This window comes from Allobosea thiooxidans, assembly GCF_900168195.1.
Lineage (GTDB): Bacteria > Pseudomonadota > Alphaproteobacteria > Rhizobiales > Beijerinckiaceae > Allobosea > Allobosea thiooxidans.
The window spans coordinates 119,000-135,495 of sequence record NZ_FUYX01000001.1; the positions used below are offsets into that span (position 1 = coordinate 119,000).

The following is a 16,496-nucleotide window of genomic DNA, read 5'->3' on the forward strand; positions in this document are numbered from 1 at the left end:
CGTGTTCCGCCTGCTTCTCGTGATCATCGTGCTCGTCGTCGGCTACGACGCCATCGTCCATCAGGGCGCCTATACGCGCGATGCCTGGAACAGCATCGTGCGGCTGACCCAATCATCGGTCGAAGGCGCCAAGGACCTCGGCGAGCGCGCGCGCAACTGACGGTTTCGGGACCCACCCGTCATTGCGAGCGCAGCGAAGCAATCCAGGAGGGCTGGGTTCAACGGCTCACCCAGTCCTCCTGGATTGCTTCGTCGCTTCGCTCCTCGCAATGACGGCTTACGCCGCCACCCGCCCTTCGACGATCTCCGCGATCGCCTCCAGCATGCGCGTGTCGTCGCCGGCGAGCCCTTCCATCGCCGCCATGCGCTGAATCACCGTGCCCGCGATCGCCTCCTCCACCGTGTCCTCGGCATAGGTGTAGAAGATCGTCGCGTGCTGGCCGTCGCGGTGGCAGCGGCCCTCGATCTGCTGCAGCTGGATCGCGCTGTGGCGCATGTCGTGGATGACGAGCGCCCGCTCGCGCTCGCCGCCTGCCATCTCGCCGCGGTGCAGCGAGATCGACTCGGTCACCGTGAAGATCACCGCATCGAGCGCGCCGGTCTGGAAGGCGATGCGCGTCTCCTCGTTCTGCAGGCCGGAACGCTCGCCATTGATCTCGCCGATGCGCCAGCCACGCCCCTTGAGCGTCTCGGCCAGCATCGCGCTGGTCTCGAGGAAGGCGACCGAGATCGCCACCTGCTCGTCATTGCCGAGCAGGTCCTCGCAGAAATCGGCGGTGCCGGGGATGCGCAGCAGGCTGGCCTTCTGCCGGAAACGCAGATCGGCGGCCCAGCCCTGGGGCTTGCGCGTCGAGCCGCCGGCGAGGCCCAGCTCCTTGCGGAATTCGCGCCAGGTCGCCTCGTAGAGCTTGCGGGCGGCATGATCGAGAGCGACCGGCGCGAGCTCGCGCTGCACCTCCGGCCAGCCCGCGATCTCCTCCGGCCGGCGGCGCAGGCCGATGGCGTTGGCGCCGCGATAGAGCAGATCGGCCATGACCTTGCGGTCGGCCTCGTTGGGCTCCCAGCTCCAGTTCTTCCAGCGCCCCTTGGCTCGGCCGATCTTCAAACGCTTCATCAGCGTACGGAAGCCGTCGAGATCGGCTGATGGCATGCCCGCAGCCTTCGCCAGCAACGGCCCGAGATAGGAGAGCTCGTGCGGGGACTGCCCGGCCGTGGCGCTCATATAGATGGTGAAATCGGCCGCTTCCGCCATCTGCCGGCAGACCAGGCCCTGTTGCGAGTTCGGATTGCGGATGCGGTGCGCCTCGTCGATCACGACGAGCGGCCAGGTCCGCTTCGGCCGGCCATGCTTGGCGAGCTCGTTGTTCTTCGCCCGCGTCGAGCGCTTCCGGCTGTCGGCGACGGGAGCGAGCAGCGACTTCGTCTTCTCGAAATTCATCAGCGTCACGCGCTTCTCCGGCAGGCCGGACAGCGCCATCGTCCGCCGCCATTGCGGGATCGCGCCCTTCGGGCAGATCACCAGCACCTCCTGCTCCGGCATCGCCGAGAGCGCGAGCCAGGCCGACAGCGTCTTGCCGAGGCCGGTGAGGTCGCCGAGCAGGAAGCCGGATGCTCCCTTCGCGCGAGCGGCCAGGATCGCATCGCGGGCGACGAGTTGGTGGGGATGGGGAACGAAGGTCATCGGACGGCGGGGGTTGGCTTGGACGTTATCCGTCATTGCGAGCGCAGCGAAGCAATCCAGGGGGACTCGATCAGGACGTTCAGCCAAGTCCTCCTGGATTGCTTCGTCGCTTCGCTCCTCGCCATGACGGCCTCTGGCCGCGCCCCGCCTGGAGGGCATGGCGCGCCCGGCTCTCTTGGCACTGGCGTTCGCTTACGTCCACCGGCACTGTGCCGGCCATCACTTCGGGAGACCACAAGACCATGACCCGCGCGCAGGCGATCGCGAAAGCACAGGACTGTTTCGATTCCGGCAGGCTGAAGAGCGATCTCGCCCGCCTCGTCGCCATACCCACCGAAAGCCAGAACCCGGACCGCGCCCCCGTCCTCGGCGATTATCTCGAGCAGGAGATGCGGCCGCTGCTCGAATCGCTCGGCTTCGCCTGCCGCGTCCTCACCCATCCCAAGGCCCGCGGCCCCTTCCTCTATGCCGAGCGCATCGAGGATCCCTCGCTGCCGACCATTCTGGGTTACGGCCATGGCGACGTGATCCGCGGCCTCGACGCGCAATGGAGCGAGGGTCTCTCGCCCTGGAAGCTCACCGAGCGCGAGGGCCGCTGGTACGGCCGCGGCGTCGTCGACAACAAGGGGCAGCACCTGATCAACCTCAGCGCGCTGCGCGCCGTGCTGGAGACGCGCGGCAAGCTCGGCTTCAACGCCAAGTACCTGATCGAGATGGGCGAGGAATCCGGCTCGCCGGGCCTGCGCGAGCTCTGCACCGAGCAGAAGGAGCTGTTCAAGGCCGACATCCTGATCGCCTCGGACGGGCCGCGCCTCAACGCCGACCGCCCGACGGTCTTCCTCGGCGCGCGCGGCGGCGTCACCTTCGACCTCTCGATCAATGCGCGCGAGGGCGGCCACCACTCCGGCAACTGGGGCGGCATCCTCTCTGATCCGGCGATCCAGCTCGCCCATGCCATCGCCTCGATCGCCTCGCCGACCGGCCAGATCCGCATCCATGAATGGGTGCCGAAGGAGCTGCCGCCGGCCGTGCGCAAGGCGCTGGTCGGTTGCGAGATCGACGGCGGCCCGGACGGTCCGACCATCGATCCCGATTGGGGCGAGCCCGGCCTCACCCCGGCCGAGCAGGTCTTCGGCTGGTGCTCCTTCGATGTTCTGGCGATGAAGTCGGGCGTGCCCGAGACGCCGGTGAACGCCGTGCCGCCGAGCGCCTGGGCCCGCTGCCAGCTGCGCTTCGTCGTCGGCATCGACCAGAACGACGTCGTCCCGGCCCTGAAGCGCCATCTCCAGCGCCACAACTTCCCGATGGTCGAGGTCTCGCTCAGCCGCTCCGAGATCTTCGGCGCGACCCGGCTGGACCCCGAAGATCCCTGGGTGGACTTCGCACTGGCTTCGATCGCCCAGAGCACCGGCAAGCAGCCGGCGCTGCTGCCCAATCTCGGCGGCTCGCTGCCGAACGACATCTTCGCCGACATCCTGGGCCTGCGCACGATCTGGGTGCCGCATTCCTATCCCGGCTGCTCGCAGCACGCGCCGGACGAGCATCTGCCCGTCGCCATCGCGCGCGAGGCGCTCACCGCCATGGCCGGCCTCTACTGGGATGTCGGCTCGGGCAACGCGCCCGCCGTCTGAGGCTCATTCCTGCGGCCGGCGCGGATCACGCCCCGGCGGCAGGTCGATCGGCGTCGCCGGGGGTGCCTCCGGCGGCGCATTCGGTGGCAATTCCGGCGGCGGCTCGGTCGGGATGCCCTGCGGCTCGTCCTCCGGGGGCGACTCGACCGGCGGCGCCGGCGGCACATTGCCCGGAGTCAGCGGTGGCGCCTCGGGCGGCGTATCGGGTACGGCCGGCGTGTTGGCCGGGCCGGCGGCGAAACTGCGATTGAACTGCATCATGCGGAAACTGCCCTTTAGGGCAGGAACGCCCGAGCCGGCCAAAAGCTCCCTCAGGTGCCATGCGGACCGGGCGCCGCTCAATCGGGCGACGGACCTCCCGCCCCATCCTCCCCCGGCGGCGCATGGCGCCTCTGGAGCCGACGTTCCAGCGAATGGTCGAGGGCGAGCAGGAAGAGGGCGAGCCCCGTCGCCGTCAGCGTCACCAGCCATTTCCCGAGCCCGGCGGAACAGCCTAGCGCCGCCGTCACCCAGATCGCCGCTGCGGTGGTCAGGCCGTGCGGCGCCATCTCGCCGTTGCGGTGGATGATCAGCCCCGCCCCGAGAAAGCCGATTCCGGTCAGAACGCCCTGGACGACGCGGCTCGCCGCATCCGGGTGCAGCGTCTCGCTGAACAGGCTCGCGGCGGCGGCCGTGCCGATCCCGACCAGCCCGAAGGTCCGCAACCCTGCGCTCTTGTGCTGCAGTGTCCGCTGCCATCCGACGGCGACCCCTGCCACGAGGCCTGCGAGCAGCCGAAGCATCAGTTCGAGTTCGTCCACGATGCAGCCCGCTCCGCCTTCAGCCCGAAGCCGACGATAGCACAGCCTCGCGGCGACGAAGCAGGCGGGCAGCTGGAACGGCGCGCAGCCGCAAGAAGGTATTTTCAGATAGTCGAAATGCCGATTCTAGATGACTTCGACATTACCAAGAATTAATCCGGCCATTCATCTCCCGTTTAGCGAAAGAACTCCACAATAACACCATCGAAATCAGGAGATATTGTCATGAAAAGAATTCTTGCTTCTGCCATCGCCGGTGCCGTTCTACTCGCCGCCACCGCTCCCAGCTTCGCGCAGTCTTACCGGGCGCCGTATCACGGCCCGGCTCGTCATGGCCCTGTCCAAGTCGAGAAGCATGTGACCAAGAAGGTCATCGTCCGCAAGGATCGCTGGGCCCGCGGCCACGCCCTGCCCCGGCAGTACCGGCACAGCTATGTGCGGGACTATCACCGCCATCACCTGCGCGCGCCGGGCCCTGGCCAGCGCTGGGTCCGGGTCGACAACCAGTTCATCCTGATCAATTCGATCTCGGGCGTGATCGCGGCCCTCGCCGCGGCCCGCTGAGCCGGAGCGGCCTGTCCCGCGACACATGATCGGGCGGCGGCGCTCAGGCGCTGGCCGCTCGCTTCAGCGAGGGATGGTTCCGGAGATGTTCGGGAAGGTCGTGGTGGGTGATGTAGGGCTCGAACCTACGACCCGCTGATTAAGAGTCAGCTGCTCTACCAACTGAGCTAATCACCCATACGCCACGAAGCGTCGCCGGTCAGCGGCGTCGGCCGCGTCAGGCAGGGGGCGTGTAGCAAAGGCCCCGCCCCCTGTCCACCCATATGCGACAGTTTTTTCAAGGCCCGCAAAAAAAGCCGCGCGGGCCTGTGGATCGTCACGCCGTGCGGCGGTTCAGCAGGTGGTAGAGCACGATCGCGCCGAAGGTCGCGGTGCCGATTCCACCGAGCTCGTAGCCGAAGATCGGCAGCTTCAGGTCGCCGGCGCCAAGAATCAGCGCGGTCGCGACCGTGATCAGATTCTTCGGCTCGGAGAAGTCGACCTTGTTCTCGACCCAGATCCGGCCCGCCGTGGCGGCGATGAGGCCGAAGACCACGACCGCGAGGCCGCCGAGCACCGCGACGGGGATCGTGCCGATCACCGCGCCGAACTTGGGCGAGAAGCCGAGCAGGAGCGCGATGATGCCGGCCGCGACGAAGACCAGCGTCGAATAGACCCGCGTCACCGCCATCACGCCCATGTTCTCGGCATAGGTGGTCACACCCGTGCCGCCGCCCGAGCCGGCGATCATCGTGCCGAGGCCGTCGGCGAAGAAGCCGCGGCCGATCAGATGGTCGAAATTGCGCCCGGTCATCACCGAGATGCCCTTGATATGCCCGAGATTCTCCGCGACCAGGATGATCGCGACCGGCACGATCAGCGTGATCGCCTTCATCTCGAAGACCGGCGCCACGAATTGCGGCAGGCCGAACCAGGCGGCCGCGCCGATCTTGCCGAAATCGATCGTCGGCGCGCCGAAGCTCGACGCCGTCAGCGCATAGAGGATGTAGGCGGCGAGCCCACCGATCAGCACCGGCAGGCGCTGCGGCAGCCCGCGCCCATAGACGGCGACCAGCGCCACGGCGACGACCGTGAACAACGCGATCCACTTGGTGTAGGGGCTGGCCGAGATCATGCTGATCGCGACCGAGGTGAGGTTGAGGCCGATCGCTGCCACGACCGCGCCGGTCACCACCGGCGGCAGCAGCGTCTCGATCCAGCGCGTGCCGACGCCCTGCACGATCACCCCGATCAGCGCATAGACCGCGCCGCAAGCGATGATGCCGCCGAGCGCCACGCCGATATTCGGGTTGGGACCGGAGCCGGCATAGCCCGTCGCCGCGATGACGACGCCGATGAAGGCGAAGGAGGAGCCGAGATAGCTCGGCAGCTGCCCGCGGGTGATGACGAAGAACAGCAGCGTCGCGATGCCCGAGAAGAAGATCGCGACATTCGGGTCGAAGCCCATCAGCACCGGCGCCAGCACGGTCGAGCCGAACATCGCCACGACATGCTGCAGGCCGGCGATCACCGTCTGCCCGGTCGGCAGCCGCTCGTCCGGCATCACCGCGCCGGAAGTCTTCAGGGTCCAGTTCGGAAAATAGCCCATCGGCATCGCTCCCCAGGGTCGCCGGGGGGCGACCGCACCGGAAGAGCAGATGAAGGCAAGAAGACGGGCCGCGCCAGATCGCCGCGGCCTCATCCACCGGAATCGATGATCCTCGCGCTATTCCGCCATAGGCCCGTCATGCTCGCCCTTGTGGCGAGCATCCACGTCTCGGACACGGCCTTAGCTGGGTGAAGACGTGGATGGCCGGGACAAGCCCGACCATGACGAGGAATGCGGTGCCTACTCGGCCGCCTGGGCGTGCAGGCGCCCGCCGCGGGCGATCAGCTTGTTGAGCGCCACCAGATAGGCCTTGGCCGAGGCGACCAGCGTGTCCGGATCGGCGCCACGGCCGGTGACGGAGGAGCCGTCATGGGACAGGCGCACCGTCACCTCGGCCTGGGCGTCGGTGCCCTCGGTCACGGCATGGACGTCGTAGAGCTCCAGCCCCGCCTCATGCGGCACGATCGCCTTGATCGCATTGAAGATGGCGTCGATCGGCCCGTTGCCCTCGACCTCCTCGGTGACGGAGCGGCCTTCCACGTCGAGCTTCATCGTCGCCCGCTGCGGCCCCCGGGTGCCGGCGATCACGGTCAGCGATTCCAGCTTGATCCGGTCGTTGGCGGTGGCGATGTTCTCATCGACCAGCGCCTCGATGTCCTCGTCGTAGACGTGCTTCTTGCGGTCCGCCAGCGCCTTGAAGCGGGTGAAGGCGTCTTCCAGCTGGTTGTCGCCCAGCTCATAGCCCATCTCCTTCAGCTTCGAGCGGAAGGCGGCGCGGCCGGAGTGCTTGCCCATCACCAGCGAGGTCTTGGTCACGCCGACCGAGGCCGGCGTCATGATCTCGTAGGTGGTGTTGTTCTTCAGCATGCCGTCCTGATGGATGCCGCTCTCATGAGCGAAGGCGTTCCGGCCGACGATCGCCTTGTTGTACTGCACCGGGAAGGAGCAGGCGCTCGATACCGCCTTCGAGACGCGCATCAGCTGCGTCGCATCGATGCCGGTGTCGTAGGGCATCACGTCGCCGCGCACGCGCAGCGCCATCACGATCTCTTCCAGCGCGGCATTGCCGGCGCGCTCGCCGATGCCGTTGATCGTGCATTCGACCTGGCGGACGCCGCCCTCGATCGCCGCCAGCGAATTGGCGACGGCCAGGCCCAGGTCATTGTGGCAATGCGCCGAGAAGATCGCCTTGTCGGCGTTCGGCACGCGCTCTCGCACCGCCTTGAACATGGCGCGGTACTCGTCCGGCGTGGCGTAGCCCACCGTGTCGGGCAGGTTGATCGTCGTGGCGCCCGCCTTGATCGCGGTCTCGACCGCGCGGCAGAGATAGTCGATCGGTGTGCGGGTCGCGTCCATGCCGGACCATTCGACATCCTCGACCAGGTTGCGCGCCTGCGTCACCGTCGCGGTGATGATCTGCAGCACGTCCTCCTGGCTCTTGCGCATCTGGTGCTCCAGATGGATCGGCGAAGTCGAGACGAAGGTGTGGATGCGTGGCTTCACCGCATGGCGCACCGCCTCGCCGGCCCGGGCGATATCGGCGCTGATGGCGCGGGCGAGGCCGGCGACAGTGGCGCGCTTCAGCCGGCGGGCGATCTCGGAGACGGCCTCGAAGTCACCTTCGGAGGCGATCGGGAAGCCGGCCTCGATGATGTCGACGCCCATCGCGTCGAGCGCCTCGGCGACCTCCAGCTTCTCCTCGAAGGTCATGGTGGCGCCGGGGCACTGCTCGCCATCGCGCAGGGTGGTGTCGAAAATCAGCACGCGCTCTTTGGAGGAGCTGGTCTGGGTCGGATTGGTCATGGTCTGCTTCCGGTGTCGGCGCGCCGCACGGTTTGAAGAGGCGGACGCTTGGTTTGCTGTCGGCGGTTCTCGTCACTCCCCTGAGCGCCCAGGCAGCATGCCCGGCCGGCCCTCAGGGGCAGCTAAGGAGAAGAAGGCCAAGAAGCGAGAACGGAGCGCGTGCGAGGGGAGCGCGGGCGCACATGCCGACGGTCTGCGCGGTGGCGCAGTCTTTCGTCAGGTCATGGCGGGCGGTCGAAACCACGGGCGTTCCTCTAATCGACGGGACAGGATGTAACCGAAGGCGGGGGTCCAGCGCAAGCATATGTCGCATGCGGTTGCCGGATCATGACGAGACGCTGCCGCGGCCTATGATAGGCAACGCCGATTCGGCCGGCTCCCGCGCCGGATCGATGATCCAGGATTCGTATTCGTCATGATGCGCTACCAGAGGCGCGAGATCGCGCTCGCCGCCTGTTTTTCGGCGCTTGCCGGCTATGTCGACGCACTCGGCTTCATCACGCTCGGCGGCTTCTTCGTCTCCTTCATGACCGGCAACACGACGCGGCTCGGCATCGAGCTCGCGGGCGGCAGGGCTGGCGGGGCCGCGCTCGCGGGCGGCATCATCGCCCTTTTCGTCAGCGGCGTCGTGCTCGGCTCCCTCGTCGGCCACGCCACCGGGCGGCAGCGCGCGCCGGCCGTGCTCGGCGTGGTCACGGTGCTGCTCGCCCTGGCGGCACTGCTGGAAACGAGCGGCGCGGCGCTCCCGGCCGTCGGCCTGCTCGCCGTGGCCATGGGCACGGAGAACGCCGTCTTCCAGCGCGATGGCGAGGTCACGATCGGGCTGACCTACATGACAGGCACGCTGGTCAAGATGGGGCAGCGCATCGCCGCCGCCATGCTCGGCGGGCCGAAGCGCGCCTTCCTGCGCCATTTCCTGCTCTGGCTCGGGCTGATGGGCGGCGCCTTCCTGGGCGCGGCCGTGCATGGCTGGATCGGCCTGGCGGCCATCTGGCTCGCCGCCGCGGCAGCCGCCGCGATGACGATCGCCGCCACCTTCTTCCTGCGCGACGGCTGAACCGCGCCCGGTCCTTTCCCTGACATTGGAGCAATGCTAAGCTTCCCTTACGTCACCCATCGCAATGACGAACGTTCGCGCAGGTCGGCGCAGCGGAAACGGCAGGACAGGACGCCAGGGAGGCAATCATGCGGCAGGCGATCTTCCGCACGCTCATCGTCATCGGCCTTTCGGCGCCAACCGCGCTCGCTGCGCAGACCGGGCCGTCGCAGGAGAAGCTGCGGCGCGGCGAGTATCTCGCGACGATCATGGATTGCGCCGGCTGCCATACGCCCGGCGTCTTTCTGGGGAAGCCGGACATGCAGCGGCCGCTCGCGGGATCCGAGGTCGGCTTCCACATCCCGGGCCTGGGCGTGTTCTTCCCGCCCAACCTCACGCCCGACCGGGAGACGGGGCTGGGTTCCTGGTCCGAGGCCGACATCGTGAAGGCGGTGCGTCAGGGGGCGCGGCCCGACGGCCGCGTCCTCGCACCCATCATGCCCTACAAGAGCTACGGCAGGCTGACCGATGCCGATGCCTCGGCGCTGGTGGCCTATCTCAAGAGTCTCAAGCCGGTCGCGAACCGCGTCCCGGCGATCGTCGGCCCCGGTGAGAAGGCGACCGCCCCCCATCTTTCCGTGGTCATGCCGCAATAGCGGCAGCGCGAGCCGGGCGCGCGATTTCGCTCGCAGCGAGAATCAGACATCGTCGCTCCGTCTTGCATCAGCGGAGCTTTCGATGCGCCACCTGCCCGTCCTCGCACTCGCCGCGATCCTGCTTTCGGCCTGCCAGACGCCGACGGCCAGCACGCCCCCTGCCCCGCCGCCGGAGCAGGCTGCACCCGGCGTGACGCCGAACACCTTCCGCATGCCGACGGGCACCGGCTGCTCCGGCGAGGTCGAGCGCTTCCAGGCGGTGATCGACAACGATCTCGCCACCGGACACACGACCAAGGGCGTGCATACGCGCGTCAGCGGCGAGATTTCGCGGGCCCGCTCGACCTGCTCGGCCGGCAACGATGCCGGCGCCATCGGCCAGATCCGCGCGACCAAGGCGAGGTTCGGCTATCCGGGCTGAGGCTCGGCCTCGCCCTCCGCTCCGGCGCGGTCGATCCGCGCATGGACCGCGGCCACGGCCTCGGTCACCGAGGCGACGAAGCGCACCCGCGGCCGCCTGATGCCGTGGATCAGCAGCGTGCGGCGCACGGCCCGGGTCGCCCCGGCGACATAGACGACCACGCTCTGCCGGTTCGCCTTGCGCACGAAGCCCTCGAGCGTCGCGGCGCCGGTCGAATCGAGCAGCGAAACCGCCGAGAGATCGACGACATAGGCCCTGGGCGCCTCGCCGATCCGGTCGAGCGCCGCGCCCACCGCCGCCGCCGCGCCGAAGAAGAAGGCGCCCGATATCCGCACCACCACCACGTCTGGGTCCGTCGCGGGCGCGGCATCGTAGGGCTTGCGCCGGTCGCCATTGGCCGTGTCGGCCCGGTCCTCATCCGTCATCGGCTTGCCGTTCTCGACGGCGACCGTCTGGGCCATGCGGTGCAGGAAGAGCAGCGCGCTGACGACGAAGCCGGCGACGATGCCCGTGCTCAGGTCGACGAAGATCACCAGCAGGAAGGTCACGAGCAACACCACCGCATCGCCGCGCGAAGCGCGGATCAGCGTCGCGAACTCATGCTTCTCGGCCATGTTCCAGGCGACGATCGCGAGCACGCCGGCGAGCGCCGCCAGCGGGATGTAGGAGGCGAGCGGTGCCGCCACGAGCATGAACAGCAGCAGGAAGACCGAATGCAGCATGCCTGAAACCGGCCCGCGCGCACCGGAACGGACATTGGTGGCGGTACGCGCGATATTGCCGGTGACGCAGATGCCGCCGAACAGCGGCGAGGCGATGTTGGCAAGGCCTTGCGCCACCAGCTCGCAATTGGAACGGTGCCGCCGTCCGGTCATCGAATCCGCCACCACCGCCGAAAGCAGGCTCTCGATGCAGCCAAGCAATGTGAAGGAGAGCGCGTTCGGCAGCACCGCCACGATCTTCTCCCAGGACATCGCCGGCAGTTGCGGCAGAGGCAGCGTCTGCGGGATGCCGCCGAAGCGCGTGCCGATGGTCTCGACCGGCGCGCCGACGAGCGCCGCCCCCGCCGCCGCGACCGAAACGGCGATGATGAAGGCCGGCCAATGCGGCCGCAGGCGGCGCAGCAGCAGGATATGGCCGACGGTGACGGCGGTGATCACGATCGCCGCAGGGCTCGCCGTCGGCAGCGCCCCGGCGAGCGCCGCGAGCTTCGGCAGGAGCGGCCCCGGCTCGGCCGCGAGCGTGAGCCCGAGCAGGTCCTTGATCTGGCTGGCGAAGATGATGACCGCGATGCCGGCCGTGAACCCGACCGTGACCGGATAGGGGATGTACTTGATGAAGGTGCCGAGCCCGAGCAGGCCGACCGCCGCCAGCATCAGGCCGGAGAGGAAGGTGGCGAGCAGCAGGCCATCGAGCCCATGCTGCGCCACGCAGGCCGCGACCAGCACGATGAAAGCGCCGGCCGGCCCGCCGATCTGGAAGCGGCTGCCGCCCAGCGCCGAGACGATGAAGCCGCCGATGATCGAGGTGTAGAGCCCCCGGTCGGGCGTGACGCCCGAGGCGATGGCGATCGCCATGGAGAGCGGCAGCGCCACGATGGCGACCGTCAGCCCGGAGATCGCGTCGGCTCTGAGATGGCCCAGGCCGTAGCCTTCGCGCAGGACGGTCAGCAGCTTGGGGGTGTAGAGCTCGACGAAGCTGGGCTTGATGCTCGTGGCGGCCATGACGACCCTTTCCTCTGCCACCTCGGAGCGGGTTCGTCGGCCGGATCGCGGTCGGCGCCGCTCTGTCGCAACGGGTTCCGGCGGGCGATCACGGAGGCGCCTTGAGGCGGACGCCGCGCCCCCCGCCGCCGCTGGCCGCATTCTCCCCGATCAGCACGACACCGGCGCGGTCGAGCGCCTCGACGACGCGCGTCAGCGATTCGATCATGCCGCGCACCGTGCCGTTGCTGCGCTCCATGCGCTGGATCGTCGGCAGGGAGACGCCCGCCATCTCGGCAAGCTGGCGCTGGTCGATCCCGAGCATCGCCCGGGCAGCTCGCATCTGCGCAGCGGTCATCATGAGCCGGCTCGCATCGCTGGGACGTCGACATGAATATACCGGCCATCCGTACTGACGTCCACGACATCAGCTTTAGGAGGTGAGAGGTGAACGTTTTGGCGCAGGCCGCGACCTCTGTGGCTTCGCGCTGTCTAGCGCCCGGAGCACATGAACAGCGCCGCGCTCAACCTCGTCATGCTCGCCCTTGTGGCGAGCATCCACGTCTTGAACACCACATGGCAGTGATGAAGACGTGGATGGTCGGGACAAGCCCGACCATGACGGCAAGCGTCGCGGCCTTGGATTCGGGCCTCCGCGCTGCCCGGAATGACCGATCGTCGGTCCTGCCAGGAGGGTTACCCGGCCAGCCCCCGCTTCTCCAGCAGCGCATCCGGCGTCGGCAGGCGCCCGCGGAAGAGCGTGTAGGCTTCCGCCGCATCGCGGGTGTCGCCGGCCGCATAGATGTAGCGCTTCAGCTTTTCCGCCACGGCGGCCGAGAACACGTCGCCCGCCTCGGTGAAGGCGTTGAAGGCGTCGGCATCCATCACCTCGGACCAGAGATAGCTGTAGTAGCCGGCCGAATAGCCGTCGCCGGAGAAGACATGCGTGAAATGCGGCGTGCGGTGGCGCATGATGATCTCGGCCGGCATGCCGAGGCGCGCGAGTTCCGCCGCCTCGAAGGCGAGCGGATCGATCTGCGCAGGTTCCTCCAGCGAATGGAAGGCGAGATCGACCAGCGCCGAGGAGGTGTACTCCACCGTGGCGAAGCCCTGGTTGAAGGTCTGCGCCTTCTCGATCTTCTCGATCAGCGCCTCGGGGATCGGCTCAGCCGTCTCGGCATGGTGGCAGTATTCCCGCATCACCTCGCGCGTCAGGAACCAGTGCTCGTAGAGCTGGGAAGGCAGCTCTACGAAATCGCGCGCCACCGCCGTGCCGGCGAGCGAGCCGTAGGTCACGTCCGAGAGCAGGCCGTGCAGCGCATGGCCGAACTCGTGGAAGAGCGTGCGCGCATCGTCGAGCGAGAGCAGGGCCGGCTTGCCCTCGGCCGGCTTCGCGAAATTGCAGACATTGACGATGATCGGCCGGGTCTCGCCGTCGAGCTTGCGCTGACCGCGGAAGGCGCTCATCCAGGCGCCCGAGCGCTTCGACGAACGGGCGAAATAATCGCCGATGAACAGGCCGATATGGCGCCTGGTGGTGGCCTCCGTGACCTCGAAGATGCGGACGTCGGGATGGTAGCCGGCGAGTTCCGGCCGCTCGGCGAAGGAGAGCCCGAACAGCTTGCCGGCGACGTCGAAGGCCGCCTGCCGGACGCGATCGAGCTGGAGATACTGCTTCAGCACGGCCTCATCGAGCGCATAGGTCTTCTGCCTGACCTTCTCCGCATAGTGGCGCCAGTCCCAGGGACGGATCGGCCCGTTCTCGCCCTCGTCCTGGGCGAGCGCCGCGAGATCGGCCGCCTCGCGCGCCGCGCGCGCCTTGGCCGGCTTCCAGACCAGCTCGAGCAGGTCGCGCACATGCTCCGGCGTCTTCGCCATGGCGTCGTCGAGCTTGAAATGCGCGAAGGTCGGATAGCCCAGCAGCCTCGCCTTCTCGGCCCTGAGCTTCACCATCTCGGCGACGATGGCGCGGTTGTCGCTCTCCCCACCGTTCTCGCCGCGCTTGCTCCAGGCGATGAAGGCCTCCTCGCGCAGGTCGCGACGGGTCGAGAAGGTCAGGAAGGGCTCGATGATCGAGCGCGACAGCGTCACCGCATGCTGGCCCGGCTTGCCACGATCGGCCGCGGCGCGCGCCATCGCCGCCTTCAGGAATTCCGGCAGGCCGGCAAGCCCGGCTTGGTCCGCGATGAACAGCGCATAGGAGGATTCGTCCTTGAGCACGTTCTGGCTGAACTGGGTGCCGAGGCCCGCCAGCCGCTCATTGATCGCCGCCAGCCGCTTCTTGTCCTCGGGTCCGAGCTTGGCGCCCGAGCGGATGAAGCCCTTGTAGCTGCGCTCCAGCAGCCGCGCCTGCTCGGCGTCGAGGCCAAGCGCATCGCGCTTCGTATTGACCGCGTCGACCCGGGCGAAGAGGCCCTCATCCATCATGATCGCCGACCAGTGCCGCGAGGTGATCGGCGACATCTCGCGCTCGATCGCCTGCAGCGCCTCGTTCGTGTCGGCGCCGGTCAGGTTGTAGAACACGCCGCCTACGCGGGAGAGCGCGCGGCCCGCCCGCTCCAGCGCCTCGATCGTATTGGCGAAGTCGGGCGCCGCCTTGTCGGCGACGATCGCCGCGATCTCGGCCTTGTGCTTGGCCAGCGCCGCATCGAAGGCGGGGCGGATATGCTCGGGCTTGATCGCCGCGAAGGGCGGCAGGCGGAAAGGCGTCTCCCAGCGCGCGGCGAAGGGGTTTTCGGCCGGCAATGCAAGGGCTTCGGGATAGGCGGTCTCGGGAGATGTCATCGGGGCACTTTCACGGAGCGGACGGGATCGGGCGGGCCTGGAACCCGATTTGGAATTGTCAGCCCTCATCCTGAGGAGCCGCGAAAGCGGCGTCTCGAAGGATGCTCCAGAAGGTTCCGGAGTCTCCTGGAGCATCCTTCGAGACACCATTCCCTTGGGAATGGCTCCTCAGGATGAGGGCTTCACCAACCTCCAAATCGGCTTTCAGCCCGCCTGGAAGATATGTGCGAGATAGCGGCGCATGAAGGGCGGCATGTCGTGCTTTTCGGTCTCGGCGAGATCGCGCACGATGACGATGTCGGACAGCTCCTCCTCGTCGAGATGCTGCATCCGCTCGAGCATCAGCGCGCGCGCCTCCTCCGCCGGCAGGTCGATGCCGACCTCGCGCATGAAGGCGATGCGGCCCTGCTCGATCACCGCCGTCCAGCCCTCGCCCACGCCGAGTTCCTCGACGCGCAGGCCCGTCTCCTCGCCGAGCTCGCGGGTGACGCTGCCGGCGAGGTCGAGCGTGCCGTCGGGACGGGCGTCCTCGCGGTCGGGCGTGCCGGCGGCGAAATAGACCTTGCCCGCATTGGCGGTGTGGTCGCCCATCTTCCCGCAGAGGAAGGCACCGTCATTGGCTCTCAGCGCCGCCATGGCGAAGCCGTTGCGGATGACCGGGCCGGGATGGCCGGCGTCGCGCCAGGTCATGAAGGCGGCATAGTCGGCCTCGAAATAGCCGGCCTCGAATACGCCATCGCGGATCGCGGCGCGGTGCTGCAGCATGATGCGGCCGTTGAACATCGCCGGCTTGCCCGCGCTGATCCGCGCCCAATGCGCCTCGATCCTTTCGGCATTGTCGCGCGCGAACCCCCAGTCATAGGGCTCGACCCTCGCCTCGACCCGCGACAGCCGGACGATCGTGCCGTTCTCGACGCCCTCGCTCACAGCAGCACGCCCTCGCTGACCACGACGGCCGAGCCGCCGATCCGCGCCGAGACGAGCGCACCGTCCCGCACGCTCATCTCCAGCGTGATCTGCGAGGGCCGGCCCATCTCGTAGCCCTGCTCGATGACGAAGCGATGGTCGCCATCCTCGGGCTTGTCGAAGGCCATGACCACGCCGGCAAAAGCCGCCGCCGCCGAGCCGGTCGCCGGGTCCTCGAGGACCCCGATGTTCGGCGCGAACATGCGCGCATGGAAGTGATGGCCGGTCTCGGCCGTCTCGCGGCTGTAGACGAAGGCCGCCCCACCCTGCATCGCGGCGTCCCAGCGGCCGAGATCGGGCCGCGCTTTGGCAACGGCCTCCCGCGAGCCGACCGGAATGCAGATATAGGGCACGCCGGCGGTAAAGACCGCAGGCAGGTGCGTACCGAAGCCGATATCCTCGCGATCGACGCCAAGCGTCGCTGCCAACGCCTCGGCCGCAGCTGTCTCGCCCATCTGTTCCGGCAGGCGCGGCAGGGTGAAGACGGCGTGACCGGCATGGCTGCCCTTGACCTCGACGGCGCAGGAGACCGGCCCGACCTTCTCCTCCAGCACCAGCAGGTCGGTTGGGGCCCCCTCGGCTTCGTCGCTGAGCGCGAGCCAGACGGCCGAGCCGACCGTCGGATGGCCAGCGAAGGGCAGTTCGGCGCCCGGAGTGAAGATGCGGATCGCGGCGCGATGGCCCGGGTTCTCGGGCGGGAAGACGAAGACCGTCTCCGACAGGTTGAACTCGCGGGCGATCGCCTGCATCGCCTCGGTATCGAGTCCTTCCGACTGGAGCACGACCGCCAGCGGGTTGCCGGCATGGCGACGCGTGGTGAAGACGTCGAGCGTGACGAAGCGGCGTTTCATCTGAGGGTCCTT

General features: G+C 68.2%; 16 protein-coding genes and 1 tRNA gene. 6 read left to right on the forward strand and 11 right to left on the reverse strand.

Annotated elements, in window-relative coordinates; all coding sequences use genetic code 11:
- Position 1: 1 nt before the first annotated feature.
- Positions 2-160 carry a hypothetical protein gene (locus B5Y19_RS25950; RefSeq protein ID WP_156367073.1) on the forward strand — a complete coding sequence of 53 codons (159 nt, stop codon included), beginning with the start codon at positions 2-4 and terminating at the stop codon, positions 158-160.
- Positions 161-277: 117 nt separating this feature from the next.
- Here B5Y19_RS25950 and B5Y19_RS00580 read toward each other — a convergent pair whose 3' ends face one another.
- Entirely contained in the window at positions 278-1,681 is a 1,404-nt protein-coding gene (locus B5Y19_RS00580; protein ID WP_244555435.1) for an SNF2-related protein, read from the reverse strand.
- A gap of 242 nt (positions 1,682-1,923) precedes the next feature.
- Between B5Y19_RS00580 and B5Y19_RS00585 the strand changes: the two genes are divergently transcribed.
- On the forward strand, positions 1,924-3,312 hold the full coding sequence (locus tag B5Y19_RS00585; RefSeq protein ID WP_055728939.1) for a M20 family metallopeptidase: 1,389 nt from the start codon (positions 1,924-1,926) through the stop codon (positions 3,310-3,312).
- A gap of 3 nt (positions 3,313-3,315) precedes the next feature.
- On the opposite strand, the gene B5Y19_RS00590 is transcribed toward B5Y19_RS00585, so the two are convergent.
- Entirely contained in the window at positions 3,316-3,573 is a 258-nt protein-coding gene (locus B5Y19_RS00590; protein WP_055728938.1) for a hypothetical protein, read from the reverse strand.
- A 77-nt stretch (positions 3,574-3,650) separates the two neighbouring features.
- A complete protein-coding gene (locus B5Y19_RS00595) occupies positions 3,651-4,112 on the reverse strand; it encodes an MgtC/SapB family protein (protein WP_055728937.1) in 462 nt (153 codons plus the stop codon).
- A gap of 357 nt (positions 4,113-4,469) precedes the next feature.
- On the opposite strand from B5Y19_RS00595, the gene B5Y19_RS26685 reads away from it, so the two are divergent.
- A complete protein-coding gene (locus B5Y19_RS26685) occupies positions 4,470-4,676 on the forward strand; it encodes an RcnB family protein (RefSeq protein ID WP_055728936.1) in 207 nt (68 codons plus the stop codon).
- Positions 4,677-4,777: 101 nt separating this feature from the next.
- On the opposite strand, the gene B5Y19_RS00605 is transcribed toward B5Y19_RS26685, so the two are convergent.
- From B5Y19_RS00605 to B5Y19_RS00615, 3 genes are all read right to left on the reverse strand, one after another.
- Positions 4,778-4,853: transfer RNA gene (locus B5Y19_RS00605), tRNA-Lys, on the reverse strand.
- A gap of 139 nt (positions 4,854-4,992) precedes the next feature.
- Positions 4,993-6,270: a solute carrier family 23 protein gene (locus tag B5Y19_RS00610; protein ID WP_055728935.1), complete on the reverse strand. Its 1,278-nt coding sequence runs from the start codon at positions 6,268-6,270 to the stop codon at positions 4,993-4,995.
- A 234-nt stretch (positions 6,271-6,504) separates the two neighbouring features.
- Positions 6,505-8,067 carry a 2-isopropylmalate synthase gene (locus tag B5Y19_RS00615; protein WP_055728934.1) on the reverse strand — a complete coding sequence of 521 codons (1,563 nt, stop codon included), beginning with the start codon at positions 8,065-8,067 and terminating at the stop codon, positions 6,505-6,507.
- 415 nt (positions 8,068-8,482) lie between these two features.
- Between B5Y19_RS00615 and B5Y19_RS00620 the strand changes: the two genes are divergently transcribed.
- From B5Y19_RS00620 to B5Y19_RS00630, 3 genes are all read left to right on the forward strand, one after another.
- The gene (locus B5Y19_RS00620) at positions 8,483-9,124 is read left to right on the forward strand and encodes a YoaK family protein (protein WP_055728933.1); all 642 of its coding nucleotides are present in this window, start codon (positions 8,483-8,485) and stop codon (positions 9,122-9,124) included.
- A 128-nt stretch (positions 9,125-9,252) separates the two neighbouring features.
- A complete protein-coding gene (locus tag B5Y19_RS00625) occupies positions 9,253-9,759 on the forward strand; it encodes a c-type cytochrome (protein ID WP_055728932.1) in 507 nt (168 codons plus the stop codon).
- 82 nt (positions 9,760-9,841) lie between these two features.
- Positions 9,842-10,180, forward strand: a complete 339-nt coding sequence (locus tag B5Y19_RS00630; protein WP_055728931.1) for a hypothetical protein — start codon at positions 9,842-9,844, stop codon at positions 10,178-10,180.
- Here the strand turns inward: B5Y19_RS00630 and B5Y19_RS00635 are convergent.
- From B5Y19_RS00635 to B5Y19_RS00655, 5 genes are all read right to left on the reverse strand, one after another.
- Positions 10,168-11,904, reverse strand: a complete 1,737-nt coding sequence (locus B5Y19_RS00635) for a SulP family inorganic anion transporter (protein WP_079590953.1) — start codon at positions 11,902-11,904, stop codon at positions 10,168-10,170. The two genes, B5Y19_RS00630 and B5Y19_RS00635, sit on opposite strands and share 13 nt — an antisense overlap.
- An 88-nt stretch (positions 11,905-11,992) precedes the next feature.
- Entirely contained in the window at positions 11,993-12,244 is a 252-nt protein-coding gene (locus B5Y19_RS00640) for a type II toxin-antitoxin system RelB family anti-toxin (protein ID WP_055728929.1), read from the reverse strand.
- Between the two features lie 335 nt (positions 12,245-12,579).
- Entirely contained in the window at positions 12,580-14,667 is a 2,088-nt protein-coding gene (locus B5Y19_RS00645) for a M3 family metallopeptidase (RefSeq protein ID WP_079590954.1), read from the reverse strand.
- Positions 14,668-14,871: 204 nt separating this feature from the next.
- Positions 14,872-15,594 (reverse strand): hypothetical protein, encoded by a 723-nt coding sequence (locus B5Y19_RS00650; protein WP_055728928.1) that lies wholly within the window; start codon positions 15,592-15,594, stop codon positions 14,872-14,874.
- Entirely contained in the window at positions 15,591-16,484 is an 894-nt protein-coding gene (locus B5Y19_RS00655) for a PhzF family protein (protein WP_055728927.1), read from the reverse strand. Before B5Y19_RS00655 ends, B5Y19_RS00650 begins: the two co-directional genes overlap by 4 nt.
- Positions 16,485-16,496 lie beyond the last annotated feature (12 nt).